General features: G+C 64.5%; 16 protein-coding genes. 11 read left to right on the forward strand and 5 right to left on the reverse strand.

Translation table 11 applies throughout. The annotated features are described in order from the left end of the window. The first annotated feature begins 138 nt into the window (after window positions 1-138). The 6 genes from C8E02_RS03750 to C8E02_RS03775 all read left to right on the forward strand — a co-directional run bounded on the left by C8E02_RS03750 (window position 139) and on the right by C8E02_RS03775 (window position 5,320). The gene (locus C8E02_RS03750; protein ID WP_245961056.1) at window positions 139-1,356 is read left to right on the forward strand and encodes an MFS transporter; all 1,218 of its coding nucleotides are present in this window, start codon (window positions 139-141) and stop codon (window positions 1,354-1,356) included. A 120-nt stretch (window positions 1,357-1,476) separates the two neighbouring features. Further along, window positions 1,477-2,067 (forward strand): O-methyltransferase, encoded by a 591-nt coding sequence (locus C8E02_RS03755; protein ID WP_120809699.1) that lies wholly within the window; start codon window positions 1,477-1,479, stop codon window positions 2,065-2,067. A gap of 3 nt (window positions 2,068-2,070) precedes the next feature. After that, on the forward strand, window positions 2,071-3,144 hold the full coding sequence (gene pheA, locus C8E02_RS03760) for a prephenate dehydratase (RefSeq protein WP_047966316.1): 1,074 nt from the start codon (window positions 2,071-2,073) through the stop codon (window positions 3,142-3,144). 47 nt (window positions 3,145-3,191) lie between these two features. Then, window positions 3,192-3,779, forward strand: coding sequence for an LOG family protein (locus C8E02_RS03765; protein WP_120809700.1), 588 nt, complete (start codon window positions 3,192-3,194; stop codon window positions 3,777-3,779). 49 nt (window positions 3,780-3,828) lie between these two features. Beyond that, on the forward strand, window positions 3,829-4,848 hold the full coding sequence (gene aroF, locus C8E02_RS03770; RefSeq protein WP_120809701.1) for a 3-deoxy-7-phosphoheptulonate synthase: 1,020 nt from the start codon (window positions 3,829-3,831) through the stop codon (window positions 4,846-4,848). Window positions 4,849-4,858: 10 nt separating this feature from the next. Then, on the forward strand, window positions 4,859-5,320 hold the full coding sequence (locus C8E02_RS03775) for an OsmC family protein (RefSeq protein WP_120809702.1): 462 nt from the start codon (window positions 4,859-4,861) through the stop codon (window positions 5,318-5,320). Between the two features lie 59 nt (window positions 5,321-5,379). Here the strand turns inward: C8E02_RS03775 and C8E02_RS03780 are convergent, their stop codons facing one another. The 3 genes from C8E02_RS03780 to dapF are packed head-to-tail and all read right to left on the reverse strand — an operon-like array spanning window position 5,380 to window position 7,429. Next, window positions 5,380-5,943: a hypothetical protein gene (locus C8E02_RS03780; protein ID WP_053068074.1), complete on the reverse strand. Its 564-nt coding sequence runs from the start codon at window positions 5,941-5,943 to the stop codon at window positions 5,380-5,382. Continuing rightward, the gene (locus C8E02_RS03785; protein WP_120809703.1) at window positions 5,940-6,578 is read right to left on the reverse strand and encodes a DUF484 family protein; all 639 of its coding nucleotides are present in this window, start codon (window positions 6,576-6,578) and stop codon (window positions 5,940-5,942) included. Before C8E02_RS03785 ends, C8E02_RS03780 begins: the two co-directional genes overlap by 4 nt. A gap of 20 nt (window positions 6,579-6,598) precedes the next feature. Beyond that, window positions 6,599-7,429, reverse strand: coding sequence for a diaminopimelate epimerase (gene dapF / locus C8E02_RS03790; protein ID WP_120809704.1), 831 nt, complete (start codon window positions 7,427-7,429; stop codon window positions 6,599-6,601). A 122-nt stretch (window positions 7,430-7,551) separates the two neighbouring features. On the opposite strand from dapF, the gene C8E02_RS03795 reads away from it, so the two are divergent. Genes C8E02_RS03795 through C8E02_RS03805 form a run of 3 tightly spaced genes read left to right on the forward strand, consistent with a single transcriptional unit; the run spans window position 7,552 to window position 9,502 of the window. After that, entirely contained in the window at window positions 7,552-8,130 is a 579-nt protein-coding gene (locus C8E02_RS03795; RefSeq protein ID WP_120809705.1) for a TetR/AcrR family transcriptional regulator, read from the forward strand. 51 nt (window positions 8,131-8,181) lie between these two features. After that, on the forward strand, window positions 8,182-8,679 hold the full coding sequence (locus C8E02_RS03800; protein WP_120809706.1) for a DUF4442 domain-containing protein: 498 nt from the start codon (window positions 8,182-8,184) through the stop codon (window positions 8,677-8,679). Window positions 8,680-8,689: 10 nt separating this feature from the next. Continuing rightward, window positions 8,690-9,502 carry a crotonase/enoyl-CoA hydratase family protein gene (locus tag C8E02_RS03805; protein WP_120809707.1) on the forward strand — a complete coding sequence of 271 codons (813 nt, stop codon included), beginning with the start codon at window positions 8,690-8,692 and terminating at the stop codon, window positions 9,500-9,502. 187 nt (window positions 9,503-9,689) lie between these two features. Here the strand turns inward: C8E02_RS03805 and C8E02_RS03810 are convergent, their stop codons facing one another. Beyond that, window positions 9,690-11,177, reverse strand: coding sequence for an aldehyde dehydrogenase (locus tag C8E02_RS03810; protein ID WP_120809708.1), 1,488 nt, complete (start codon window positions 11,175-11,177; stop codon window positions 9,690-9,692). 48 nt (window positions 11,178-11,225) lie between these two features. Continuing rightward, window positions 11,226-11,771 carry a cupin domain-containing protein gene (locus C8E02_RS03815; RefSeq protein WP_047966306.1) on the reverse strand — a complete coding sequence of 182 codons (546 nt, stop codon included), beginning with the start codon at window positions 11,769-11,771 and terminating at the stop codon, window positions 11,226-11,228. A 211-nt stretch (window positions 11,772-11,982) separates the two neighbouring features. Between C8E02_RS03815 and ald the strand changes: the two genes are divergently transcribed. Both ald and C8E02_RS03825 read left to right on the forward strand, forming a co-directional pair. After that, window positions 11,983-13,107: an alanine dehydrogenase gene (gene ald, locus C8E02_RS03820; protein WP_120809709.1), complete on the forward strand. Its 1,125-nt coding sequence runs from the start codon at window positions 11,983-11,985 to the stop codon at window positions 13,105-13,107. A gap of 17 nt (window positions 13,108-13,124) precedes the next feature. After that, the gene (locus C8E02_RS03825) at window positions 13,125-13,877 is read left to right on the forward strand and encodes a gamma-glutamyl-gamma-aminobutyrate hydrolase family protein (protein ID WP_120809710.1); all 753 of its coding nucleotides are present in this window, start codon (window positions 13,125-13,127) and stop codon (window positions 13,875-13,877) included.

The following is a 13,877-nucleotide window of genomic DNA, read 5'->3' on the forward strand; positions in this document are numbered from 1 at the left end:
ACAAGGTTGGCCGCAACGCAAAACCCGTCCGTGTGACGGGTTTTTTCATTGTTCGCAATCCGAATCAGTGTTTTTGCCGTGGCGACTGGTCGCCGGCGCATGAAGCAAGCATCATGTCGTTCTTGCTCCGGAGTCCCCATGACAGCCAATCGCCCCCTGATGTTCTTGTTGCTTGCCGCCGGTACCGTGGTCACCCTCAGCATGGGTATCCGCCACGGCTTCGGTTTTTTCCTGCCACCGATGACACAATCGTTCGGCTGGACGCGTGAAACCTTTGCCTTTGCACTGGGTTTGCAGAACCTGGTGTGGGGGCTGGCGCAGCCGTTTTCCGGCGCGCTGGCCGACCGGCACGGTCCCGGGCGCGTGCTGCTGGCCGGTGGCGTGCTGTACGCCGCCGGGCTGGGGCTGATGACGCTGTCCAGTAGCGGCGTGCTGCTTTCCGGTTCCGCCGGCCTGCTGATCGGCCTTGCCCTGTCGTGCACCACCTATAGCGTGGTGTTCTCGGTGATCGTGCGGGCGGTGGCGCCGGAATTCCGCTCCCGCGCCATGGGGCTGACGGCGGCGGCCGGCTCTTTTGGGCAGTTCATCATGGTGCCGGTCGAGCGCGGCCTGATCGACGGCCTGGGCTGGATGCCGGCGCTGTTGGTGCTGGCGGTCACCGCCGCCTTGCTGCTGCCGCTGGCGGCGCCGCTGGAAAAGGCCTACCGCCAGGCGCCGGCGCTGCCGGTCTTGCAGGGCAGCATGCTGCGCGGCATGAGCGACACCTTTGCCATGGCCTGGCAGCAGCGCTCGTTCCGCCTGCTGATGGTCGGCTATTTTGTCTGCGGCTTCCAGGTGGTGTTTGTCGGCGTGCACCTGCCGGCCTATCTGCGCGATCACGGCCTGTCCGGCGAGGTGGCCAGTCTGGCGCTGGCGCTGATCGGCTTGTTCAACATCGCCGGCACCTACGTCGCCGGCCACCTCGGCAGCAGCCGGCCGAAGCCGATGCTGCTGGCCGGGATCTACTTCCTGCGCAGCATCGTGGTCACCATCTTCATTCTGGCACCGCTGACGCCGTGGTCGGTGGCGCTGTTTGCCGCGGCGATGGGCTTCTTGTGGCTGTCGACGGTGCCGCTGACCAATGGCGTGCTGGTCAGCCTGTTTGGCGTGCGCCACCTGGGCATGCTGTCGGGTGCGGTCTTTTTCTCGCACCAGGTCGGCAGCTTCCTCGGGGTGTGGCTGGGCGGGCGGCTGTACGATCGTACCGGCAGCTACGACGTGGTGTGGTGGCTGACGGTGTTGCTGGGGTTGCTGGCCACTGCGGCCAACCTGCCGGTGCGCGAGCAGCCGGTGCCGGCGGTGGCGGCGCAGTCATGAACTGGCTGGCGGCAGCGTGCGGCGTGCTGGTGCTGGCGGCGGGACTGTGGGCGTATCTGCGCCCGGATTTCGTGGTCGATGCGGCAAACCTGATTGCCGCCTGTTTCTGAAGGGGATGACATGTTGACTGGGGAGCGGCTGGCACGGCTGCAGCAATTGTGGGAAGACAACGAGGCACACGACCGCCATGCGGCCGCCCGTGCCGAGAAGCGGCTGACCATTACGCCGCAGACCGGGCGTTTCCTGTACCAGCTGTCACGCACCCGCCGGGCACGTATCACGCTCGAAATCGGCACCTCCAGCGGCTATTCCACGCTGTGGCTGGCACTGGCGGCGCAGGCGCACAAGGGGCAGGTGGTGTCGGTGGATCATTCCGCGCACAAGATCGCACTGGCGCACGCCAACCTGCAGGCGTTCGCGCTGGAGCCGGTGGTAACGCTGCACGCCGACGACGCGTTCGCGGTGCTAGCCAATACCGCCGACGAATCGGTCGATCTGCTGTTTCTCGACGCCGACCGGCAGCGTTATCCCGGCTACTGGCCGGAGATCACGCGCATCCTGGCGCCCGGTGCCTTGCTGGTGATGGACAACGCCTTGTCCCATGTCGAAGAATGTGCGCCTTTTGTACAAGCAGTGCTTGCTACGCGTGGCTATCTCGCGGAAACTTACCCCATCGGAAAAGGCCAGTTTGTCATACTGAAAGACTTGTAAATCGTGTCGGAACAACAGCTCAAGCAACACCGCGATGCCATCGACCGCATCGACATCGAGATTCTCCATCTTCTCAACCAGCGCGCCCAGCACGCCCGTGAAATCGGCGAGATCAAGGGTGGCGGCATCATCTACCGACCGGAGCGCGAGGCGCAGGTGCTGCGCCGCATCAAGGAGCAGAACCCCGGGCCACTGCCCGGTGAATCCGTGGCACGGCTGTTCCGCGAAATCATGTCGGAATGCCTGGCGCTGGAAAAGCCGCTGTCCATTGCCTACCTCGGCCCGGAGGGCACCTTCAGCCAGCTGGCGACGCTGAAGCACTTCGGTCATGCCGCACGCACCGTCGCCTGTTCCTCCATCGACGAAGCCTTCCGGCTGGTGGAAGCGCGGGCGCTGGATTATGTGGTGGCACCGGTGGAAAACTCCACCGAGGGCGCGGTTGGCCGCACGCTGGACCTGATGGTCAGCACGCCGCTGAAAGTGTGCGGCGAAGTGGTGCTGCGCATCCATCATCACCTGCTGCGCAATAGTGCCGGCACCGACGGCATTCGCCGCGTCTATGCCCATGCCCAGGCGCTGGCACAGTGCCACGAGTGGCTGAACAAGAACCTGCCGGCCGATGTCGAGCGGGTGTCGGTGGCCAGCAATGCCGAGGCGGCAAGGTTGGCCGCAGAGGACGGCAGCTGCGCCGCGATTGCCGGCCAGGCGGCGGCGGAGCGCTTCAACCTGCTGAAGCTGGCGGAAAACATCGAGGACGAGCCGAACAACACCACCCGCTTCCTGGTGCTGGGGCATCAGGATGTCGGCCAGACCGGCCAGGACAAGACCTCGCTGATCGTGTCGGCGCCGAACCGTCCGGGTGCGGTGCACTACCTGTTGGCGCCGATTGCCGACAACGGCGTATCGATGACCAAGTTCGAATCGCGGCCATCGCGTGCCGGGCTGTGGGACTACGTGTTCTTCATCGATGTCGAAGGCCACCACGACGACCCGAATGTCGCCAAGGCGCTGCAGGGGCTGATGGAGCGTACCTCTTTCGTGAAGGTGCTCGGCGCCTACCCGCAAGCCGTTCTCTGAAATATTGCCAGGCCGGCATCGCGCCGGCCGTTGATGGATGACCTCTCATGACTATCCAGTCTATTTGCCTGTTTTGTGGTTCCAACAAGGGGACGCGCGCCGCTTACGAGCAGGCGGCGTGCGAGCTGGGCCGGACGCTGGCGCAGCGTGACATCGCCCTGGTGTACGGCGGCGGCAATGTCGGCCTGATGGGTGTCGCCGCAGATGCGGCGCTGGCGGCCGGCGGCCGCGTGATCGGCGTGATCCCGGGCTTTTTGCGCGAGAAAGAACTGGCGCACCAGGGCCTGTCCGAGCTGCATGTCACGCAAACCATGCACGAGCGCAAGGCGCTGATGGAAGACCTGTCCGGCGGCTTTGTCGCCTTGCCCGGCGGCTTCGGCACCTACGACGAACTGTTCGAGATGCTGACCTGGGGCCAGCTGTCGGTGCACAGCAAGCCGATCGGGCTGCTGAATGTCGACGGCTTCTTCGACCCCCTGCTGGCAATGATCCGCCACGGCGTGGCCGAGGGCTTTGTCGCGGAAGGCAATCTGCAGCTGTTCGTGGTGGCGGCAACCATCGACGAGCTGCTGGCCAAGATGAACGCCTACCGGCCGGCACCGGTCAACAAGTGGTTGTCGCACGACCGCATCTGAGTTTGTCGCCGGCCTCGCCGGCTTTTCTGTTTATACGGGGACGGTTTTCATGATTATCGTGATGTCGCCAGCCGCCAGTGCGCAAAGCATTGAAGACGTGATCGGCAAGATCCGTGCGGCGGGCTTGAGCGAGCACGTCTCGCGCGGCACCGAGCGCACCATTATCGGTGCCGTCGGCGACGAGCGCTCGCTGCAGCCGAGCATGTTCGAGATGATGCCGGGCGTGGAGCGGGCGCTGCGGGTGCTGAAGGACTACCGCATCGTGTCGCGCGAAGTGCAGCCGGACAATACGGTGGTGCACGTGCGCGGGCTGGCCATCGGCGGTGCCGCGGTGCAGGTGATCGCCGGGCCGTGCGCGGTGGAAACCGCACCCCAGATGCAGCAGGCGGCCAGGCTGGTGCGCGAGGGCGGCGCCCGCTTGCTGCGCGCTGGCGCCTTCAAGCCGCGCACCAGTCCGTACAGCTTCCAGGGGCTGGGCGTGGTCGGGCTGGACTATCTGCAGGAGGCGGCGCGGCAGCAGGGGCTGCCGGTGGTGTCGGAGCTGATGGACATCCGCCTGCTGGATACCTTCCTCGAGTACGACATCGACGTGATCGAGATCGGTGCACGCAATATGCAGAACACCGACCTGCTGAAAGAGGTTGGCCGCATCAACAAGCCGGTGATCCTCAAGCGCGGCCTGTCGGCGACGGTCAGCGAGTGGCTGATGGCCGCCGAGTACATTGCCATCGGTGGCAACCACAACATCATCTTTTGCGAGCGCGGGGTGCGCAGCTTTGACCCGGCCGCGCGCAACACGCTGGACGTGACCGCGATTCCGCTGCTGAAGCGCGAGACGCACCTGCCGGTGATCGTCGACCCCAGTCACGCCGGTGGCAAGGCGTGGCTGGTACCGGCGCTGTCGTGCGCGGCGCTGGCGGCGGGGGCCGACGGCCTGATGCTGGAGGTGCATCCCGATCCGGCGCAGGCGTGGTGTGATGGTGATCAGGCGCTGGATGGTGCGGCGTTTGGCAGTCTGATGGCGCAACTGCGCCCGTTGGCCCAGGTGCTGGGCCGCAGCTTGGCATAAGGGGAGCGTGATGAGTGACCAGGAGCAGGAAATCGTAAGGCTGACCCAGATCGACAACTACCGCTTCGACAATCGTTTTGAAGGCGGGGACTATCAGTTGCTGACCGACGAGCCGGCGCCGCTTGGCGACAATAGCGGGCCGTCACCGTCGCAGCTGCTGGTGGCCGCCGCGGCCAACTGTCTGTGCGCCAGCCTGTTGTTCTCGTCGCGCAAATTCCACCTCGATGTCGCGCCGCTATCGTGCGAGGCGGTGGCCACCATCGGTCGCAACGAACGCAAGCGACTGCGGGTGACGCGCATCGATGTCACGTTGCAGTGTGGCAAGCCGGTGCAGGGTCAGCCCAATCTGGAACGGCTGCTGAGCAGCTTCGAGGATTTTTGCACCGTGTCGCAGAGCATCGGCCAGAGCATCACCATTGCGCTGACGGTGCTGGATCAGGATGGCACGGTACTGAAGTCGCCCGCCGCCTGAGCTGCCTGAGCGCGGCACCAACAAAAAACCGGATGGGGTGACCATCCGGTTTTTTGCGTTTACAGGTAGCGCAAGAACAGCGGCACCAGGATCTCGGCGATCCAGCCCAGCAGCAGCGGTGGTACCAGCAGCGCGAACAGGATGCCCCACCATGGCGTGCGCTGTTGCGGTCGGCTGATGGCGAGCAGGGTGCGGTACAGCGCGTAGCCGGTAAGGGCAACAAATGGCGGCAGTGTGGCCAGCGCCTGCAGCGGGCGTCCGGCCAGTAGCGGGTTGAGCAGCAGCATGCCGGCCAGCAGGCAGGCCTGGCTGAGGAAGTAGCTGCCCATCTTCAGCGACAGTCCTCGCAGCAGCACGCCGGAGCGGCGGTATTCGCCGCAGCCGAGCAGCGCCAGTGCGCCGGCCAGCCCCAGCCACAGGTAGGCATAGAACAGTGGCAGCCACACCGGCACCAGCGCCAGCGACGGCAGGTACAGGCGAAAGAAGACGGCGCTGACGACATAGGCGGACACCACGGCCAGTACGGCGGTCACGCTGTCGCTGGCGATCAGCCGCCACAGTGCGTGCAGCAGATATAGCAGCAGTGGCGACAGCAGGATCAGGCTGGAGAGGGAGGGCGTCATGCCGCGGCCAGTGCCCGTTGCAGCGCCACGGCGATCAGCTCGCCCATCTGCGCCAGGTAGTGGGTCTGCATGTCCTGCGAGAAGCGTTGACTGTCCTCGCTGCCCAGTACCAGCAGGCCGAAGGCCTCGCCCTGCTGGCGCAGCGCGATGGTGGCGAACGATTGCAGTACCGGCTGGCTCGGGAACCAGCTCAGGATTTCGTCGTTGACGTAAGGGCCGCAGTACGGTGCGCACAGGTTGCCGGCCAGCAGGCGGATGTCCTGCTTGGCGTTGTAGAACGGGCTGGGGTTGGCCGCATCGTGCCACAGTCGCAGTGCCACGCGCTGCAGGCCGAACTGCTTGTCGAAGGTGCGCACGATGGCGTCAACGGCCTGTTCCAGGGTGTCGGCCTGCATCAGCGCCAGGCTCAGCTGGTGGCAGCGCGACAGGATCAGGTCGTTCTGCTCGCCATGCCTTACCAGCTGCACCAGCCGCGCTTCCAGCTGGCGGTTCTGGTCTTTCATTTCCAGCAGCTGGCGCTCGGCGAAGGACACCACCACGCGGTCGTGGCTGCTTTTCAGGCCGAAGCGCGGCGCGTGCTGGTTGAGGAAGTCCGGATGGGCATCAAGAAAGGCAAGAACATCATCATTTTGCACGCTGCGACTCCGCTGTCAGGTCAGATTTCAATTTCACCGGTAAATACGGTCACCGCCGGGCCGGTCATCTTCACCGGATGGCCGGGGCCGCCCCATTCGATATTCAGGTCGCCGCCACGGGTATGTACCAGCACGCGGCTGTCGAGCTGGCCGCGCTGGATGCCGGCCACCACCGCGGCACAGGCGCCGGTGCCGCAGGCCAGGGTTTCGCCCGCCCCGCGCTCGTAGACGCGCAGGCGGATTTCGCCGCGGTTCACGATCTGCATGAAGCCGGCGTTGACCTTTTCCGGGAAGCGCGGATGCGACTCCACCAGCGGGCCCTGCTGTGCCACCGGGGCGCTGTCCACGTTATTGACGACACAAACCGCGTGCGGGTTCCCCATCGACACCACGGTAACGTCGATCGAGTCGTCACCAATGGCCAGCGGGTGGGTGATGGCATCGCCGTCGGCAATGAACGGCACCTCCAGCGACTTCAGACGCGGTACGCCCATGTCCACCGTGATCAGGCCGTTGCCGTGGTATTCCGGCACGATCACGCCCTTGGCGGTTTCGACGCGGATGGCGCGCTTGTTGGTCAGCTTTTGCTCGGTGACGAACTTCACGAAACAGCGGGCGCCATTGCCGCACTGTTCCACTTCGCTGCCGTCGTTGTTGAAGATGCGGTAGCGGAAGTCGTTTTCGCCGGCGTGCGGGGCTTCCACCAGCAGCAGCTGGTCGAAGCCGATGCCGAGGTGACGGTCGCCAAGCTGGCGCAGGCGCTCCGGCGTCAGGCCTACTGTCTGGCGGATACCATCCACCACCACAAAGTCGTTGCCGAGGCCGTGCATTTTGCTGAACTTGAGTTTCATGGGAGGTACGCGTGTGAGGTACGGCAAAGTAAAAGGCCATCATAACCGAATAATTTGGCGGCAAACAGCATCGAGACATGGCGTGCATTGACACCTTACTGACCAGTAAGTAGAGTCGCGGAATGAAGCCTGAAACCGACGCCCGTATTACCGATACGCGCAAAAAAATCCTCGACCTGGCGGAAGCACTGATGCTCTCGCGCGGGTTCAATGCCTTCAGCTACCAGCACATCAGTGCCGAGCTGGGGGTGCGCAATGCCGCCATCCACTATCACTTCCCGAAAAAGAGCGATCTGGGCGTGGCGCTGATCGAGCGCTACTGCCGCCGCTTCGAGCGCTTCACCCAGGCACAGGCCGAACTGTCGCCGGGCGAGCAGCTGGAAAAGTATTTCGAGCTGGCCGACCGCTATTTCGGGCAGCAGCAGATCTGCCCGAGCGGCATCCTGTCGGCCGAGCTGCAGACCCTGCCCGACGACATGCGGCTGCAGACGCAGGCCTTTGTCGCGCTGATGCGCGGCTGGGCGGCGGACATCGTGCGCCGTGGCCGCGACGCTGGGGTGATGCACTATCCCGGCACCGCCGAGGGCATGGGCGACGTGGTCTTTGCCGCGATGCAGGGCGCGCTGCAGCTGGCGCGTTTCGACCAGCAGGCGCTGCAAGCGGTCAAGCTGCAGATACGGCTGCTGCTGGGCTGCCAGTAGTCATTCAGATAACAAGCAAATAACAACACGACAACACGAGAAGAGGGTTTGATGGAACAACAAAAAAACAGCATGTGCCGCATGGTGGACAAGACCGCGGCGCTGCCGGGCGGGCTGCGCTCCTGGGCGATCACCAAGCTATTCGGCAACTTCGTCCCGTTCCTCGGGACCGCCGGCCTGCGTTTCGACGAGGTCAGCCGCGAGCGCATGGTGGTCAGCATCCGTAACCGCAAGAAGGTGCAGAACCACATCAAGGGCCTGCATGCGGCGGCGATGGCGCTGCTGGCGGAAACGGCGACCGGTTTCGTGGTCGGCATGAACGTGCCGGACGACAAGCTGATGCTGCTGAAATCGATGAAGGTCGAGTATCTGAAGCGGGCACAGGGCGACATGAAGGCAGTCGCGACGCTGGACCGTACCCAGGTTGGCCGCATGGCAACGGAAGAAAAAGGTGACGTGCTGGTGGACGTGGTGGTGACCGACGAGTCCGGCGAATCCCCGATCCGCTGCGAGATGGTGTGGGCGTGGGTGCCCAAGAAACGCAATTGAGGGCGACACGATGAGCTATGACACGATCACCGTCGAGGTGCGGCAGCAGGTCGCCCACGTGGCGCTGAACCGTCCGGACAAGGCCAACTCGCTCAACGAGGCGATGTGGCAGGAGTTGCAGCAGGCGATGGAGTGGTGCGATGCACAGTCGGAGGTGCGCGTCGTGGTGCTGTCCGGCAACGGCAAGCATTTCTGCGCCGGCATTGACCTCGCGATGCTGATGAACATGCAGCGCGCCATCGAGGACAGCTGCGAGGCGCGCAAGCGCGACAAGTTGCGGCGGCTGATCGTCGGCCTGCAGGCCAATGTCAGCAGCCTGGAGCTGTGCCGCAAGCCGGTGATTGCCGCCATCCACGGCGCCTGTGTCGGTGGCGCACTGGACATCGTGCTGGCCGCCGACATCCGCCTTGCCGCCGAGGGCGCCGTATTCAGCGTGCGCGAGGTCGATGTCGGCATGGTCGCCGATGTCGGCAGCCTGCAGCGTCTGGCACGGGTGGTGGGCGAGGGCAATGCCCGCGAGCTGGCGCTGACCGCGCGTGACGTGCCGGCGGACGAGGCGCGGGCGATGCAGCTGGTCAATCGCGTATTGCCGGATCGCGAGGCGCTGTTGCAGGCGGCGGAGGCGATGGCGCTGCAGATCGCGGCCAAGTCGCCGCTGGCGGTGCAGGGCACCAAGGAAGTCCTCAACTACAGCCGCGACCATAGCGTGGCCGAGGGGTTGAATTACGTGGCGACCTGGAACGCGGCGATGCTGATGTCGGAAGACATCCAGGTGGCGGTGATGGCGGCGGTCAGTGGTGAGCGGCCGGTGTTCCGCGACTAGTTGGTAGCGCCCTGTCGCCGCGGCAGAAGTCTGCGCGTCGCGACCGGCGCCGTTCACGGCTTGCGGCCAACCTTGTCGCCAAGGTTGGCCGCAATGTTTTTTGGGATGACTGTCGGCCACTGCCGGCGGCCGGCCAATGAAAAACGGGCCACGAAGGCCCGTTGTTGTTGCCGGCGTCGCGCCGCTGTTACAGCTTGATCAGCGTCGACTTCAGCTCGGTGTACTTCTCCAGCGCGTGTAGCGACTTGTCGCGGCCGTTGCCGGACTGCTTGAAGCCGCCGAACGGGAAGTTCATGTCGCCGCCTTCGTCGTAGCAGTTGACCCACACCGTGCCGGCGCGCAGGCGGCGCGACACCTTGTGCGCGGTGCTCAGGTCGCTGGTCCACACCGCGGCGGCGAGGCCGTACTCGCTGTCGTTGGCGATCTGGATCGCCTCGTCCACATCCTTGAAGGTGATGATGGACAGCACCGGCCCGAAGATCTCCTCGCGGCAGATGGTCATGTCCGGCCCGGTGCAGACAAAGGCGGTCGGCTCGATGAACAGGCCCTTGTCGGTATGCGCGGCCTTGCCACCACACACCAGTTCCCCACCCTCGGTCAGGCCCTTGTCGATATAGGACAGCACCTTGTCGTACTGCACGCGGTCGACGATGGCGCCCATGCTGGTGGCCGGATCCAGCGGGTCGGCCGGCTGGTAGTGCGCGGCCGCCTTCTTGAACTCGGCGATGAAGGCGTCCTTGATGTCTTGATGAACCAGCAGGCGCGAGCCGGCGGTACACATCTCGCCCATGTTGTAGAAGATGGCGCCGGCGGCGGCGCGTGCTGCCTTGGCCAGATCCGGGCAGTCCGGCAACACGATGTTGGGCGACTTGCCACCCAGCTCCAGCCAGGCGCGCTTGAGGTTGGATTGCGCGGCATCGGTGGCGATCAGCTTGCCGACGCCGGTGGAGCCGGTAAAGGCGATGCAGTCGATGTCCATGTGCATCGCCAGTGCCTTGCCGACGTCGCCGGCACCCGGCAGCACCTGGAACACGCCGTCCGGCATGCCGGCCTGTTTGGCCAGTGCTGCGAGGCGGATGGCGGTCAGCGGCGATTTTTCCGACGGCTTGACGATCACGGCGTTGCCGGCGGCCAGCGCCGGGCCGAATTTCCAGCTTGCCATCAGGATCGGGAAGTTCCACGGCACCACGGCGGCGACCACACCGATGGCTTCACGGGTGACCAGGCCGACGATTTTCGGGTCCACCGGGGCGACTTCGCCGCCGATCTTGTCGATGGCCTCGGCGAACCACTCCACGCAGTAGGCGGCACCGGGCACGTCCACGCTGGTGGTGTCGCCGATCGGCTTGCCGGCGTCCAGCGTTTCCAGCAGTGCCAGTTCGTCACCATGCTCGCGGATCAGCGCGGCGAAGCGCTTCAGGATGCGGCCGCGGGCCAGCGGCGCCAGCTCCGACCATTTGCCGCTGTCGAAGGCGCGGCGCGCGGCCTTGACCGCCTGTTCCACTTCCGGCGCGCCGGCCCAGCTGATGCTGGCCAGGTGCTGGCCGTTGGCCGGGTTGATGCAGTCGAAGGTGCGCCCGTCTGCTGCTGCAACATACTGGCCGTCGATGAAGGCGCGGCCTTCGATGGTGAGCGTGCTGGCAAAAGCTTGCCATTCTGCATGGGTGCGAGCCATGGTGTTTCTCCTTTGTTGTGTCGGGTCCGCCCCGTAGCAGGAGGCGGTTCAGAACGTCGGCGGAGAGCTGGCGCTGACGATCTCGCAGCACTCGTCGCTGACGTTGCGGAAGCGGTGCGGCTGGCGACTGTCGAAGTAATAGGCGTCGCCGGGGCCGAGGATGCGGGCTTCGTTATTGACGGTGATCTCGATCTGGCCGCGAATGATCACGCCGCCCTCCTGGCCGTCATGGGTGAGCATGTCCGGTCCGGTGTCGGCAAACGGCTCGTACACTTCGCGCAGGATGGCGATGTCGCGCCGCTCGTGCGAGGTGCCGACCAGCAGCAGCTGAATCTGGTCGTTGCCGAGGTTGGGCAGTTCGTCCTTGTTGTAGAACACGCGTGGTGCTTGCGGGTCTGCATCGAAGGTGAAAAAGTCGGACAGGGTCATCGGCAGACCCTCCAGCACTTTTCGCAGTGAACTGATCGACGGGCTGACGCGGTTCTGCTCGATCAGCGAGATCGTACCGTTGGTGACGCCCGCTCTTTTGGCCAGTTCACGCTGCGAAAGACCCATGCGTTCGCGAACCATCCTTAATCGTGCTCCAACATCCATGCTTCCTGTCCAATCTGTATGTTAATAATTTTAGACGTACAACGATGAGGATTTTGACCACTTTAAGCCCGTCTGTTGCGCCGCAATAACGAAATTTCTTTGCAACCCGTGCATTTTATAGTCAAAATCAGTGTGTGATTGCAAGTTTGTTGTATATTTTTTTAAACAACTGTTGCTCAGAGCTTCACGACATCACCCAAAGGAGAGTGCTATGTTAATCGGCGTTCCGAAGGAGATCAAAAATCATGAGTACCGTGTCGGCCTGACACCGTCCGGTGCGCGTGAACTGGTGGCACACGGCCACAAGGTGCTGGTGCAAAGTCAGGCCGGACTCGGCATCGGCTTTGCCGACGAGCAGTACCTGCAGGCCGGCGCCACCATCGTGTCGCGGCCGGAAGAAATCTTTGCCAAGGCCGAGATGATCATCAAGGTCAAGGAGCCGCAGCCGGCCGAGTGCCGCATGTTGCGCCCGGGGCAGTTGCTGTTTACCTATCTGCATCTGGCGCCGGATCCGGAACAGGCGCAGTTGTTGCTGGAATCCGGCGCCGTGGCCATCGCCTACGAGACGGTGACCGACGAGCGCGGTGGCCTGCCGCTGTTGGCGCCGATGTCGGAAGTGGCCGGCCGCATGGCAGTACAGGCCGGCGCCCACGCGCTGGAAAAGGCGCAGGGTGGCCGCGGCGTGCTGCTCGGCGGTGTGCCCGGTGTGGCGCCGGCGCGGGTGGTGGTGCTGGGCGGCGGGGTGGTCGGCCTCAATGCGGCGCGGATGGCGCTGGGACTGGGCGCCGATGTGACCTTGCTTGACAAGTCGCTGGCGCGGCTGAAAGAGATCGACATGCTGTTCGGCAGCGGCATCAAGACGCTGATGTCCAACAGCAGCAATATCGAGGAAGCGGTGCGCGACGCGGATCTGATCATCGGCGCGGTGCTGGTACCGGGCGCGGCGGCGCCGAAACTGCTCAACCGCGCGATGCTGAAACAGCTGCGCGCCGGGGCGGTGCTGGTGGATGTCGCCATCGATCAGGGCGGCTGCTTTGAAACCAGCCGGCCGACCACGCACCAGCACCCGACCTATATTGTTGACGGCATCGTGCACTACTGCGTTGCCAACATGCCCGGTGGTGTCGCCAGAACCGCCACCATGGCGCTGACCAATGCCACGCTGCCTTATGCACTGGAGCTGGCGGACAAAGGTTGGCCGCAGGCCCTGCATGACAATGTCCATCTGCGTCACGGCCTGAACATCTGTTGTGGCAAAGTGACTTATGCGGCGGTAGCGCGCGATCTCGGTTACGACTACGTCGATCCGCTGACCGCGCTGAAGTCGGCGCTGTAAAACCAACCGAGGTAACCATGCAAGCGATTATCGGCATCCCTTGTGATGTCAAAACCATAGGCCTGTTTCCCTTCCACGCGGTGGGCGAGAAGTACATCACCGCGGCGGTGGGGGCGGCCGGCGGCGTGGCCGTGCTGATCCCGTCGCTGGGTGACGCGGCGCAGCTGGACACGATTATTAATCTGGTGGACGGCATCCTGCTGCCCGGTTCGCCGTCCAATATCGAGCCGCACCACTATCAGGGTGTGCCCAGCCGCCCCGGCACCCTGCACGACAAGGCGCGCGACGCCACCACGCTGCCGCTGGTGCGGCGGGTGATCGACGCCGGCATCCCGCTGTTGGGCATCTGCCGCGGCTTTCAGGAGATCAACGTGGTGCTGGGCGGTGAGCTGCACCAGCACGTGCAGGAGCAGCCGGGGCTGAATGACCACCGCGAGCCGCAGACCGAGGACCTGGACCTGATGTACGGCCCGGCGCACAGCGTGCAGTTCACCGCCGGCAGCTGGCTGCAGTTCTGGCTCGGCCGCGACAGTGCCAAGGTCAACTCCATCCATCAGCAGGGTATCAAGCGGCTGGCCGACGGCCTGATCGCCGAGGCGGTGGCCGAGGACGGGCTGATCGAGGCCTACCGCGTCGGCAGCGCCAGTAACTTTGCCTATGCCGTGCAGTGGCATCCAGAATGGAAGTACTGGGACAACGACGTGTCCCAGGCAATTTTCGAGGCTTTCGGCGCAGCTTGCCGGGAGCGCCGTATGCGTCGCAACCAATAG

It is taken from the genome of Vogesella indigofera, assembly GCF_003633895.1.
Taxonomy (GTDB): domain Bacteria; phylum Pseudomonadota; class Gammaproteobacteria; order Burkholderiales; family Chromobacteriaceae; genus Vogesella; species Vogesella indigofera.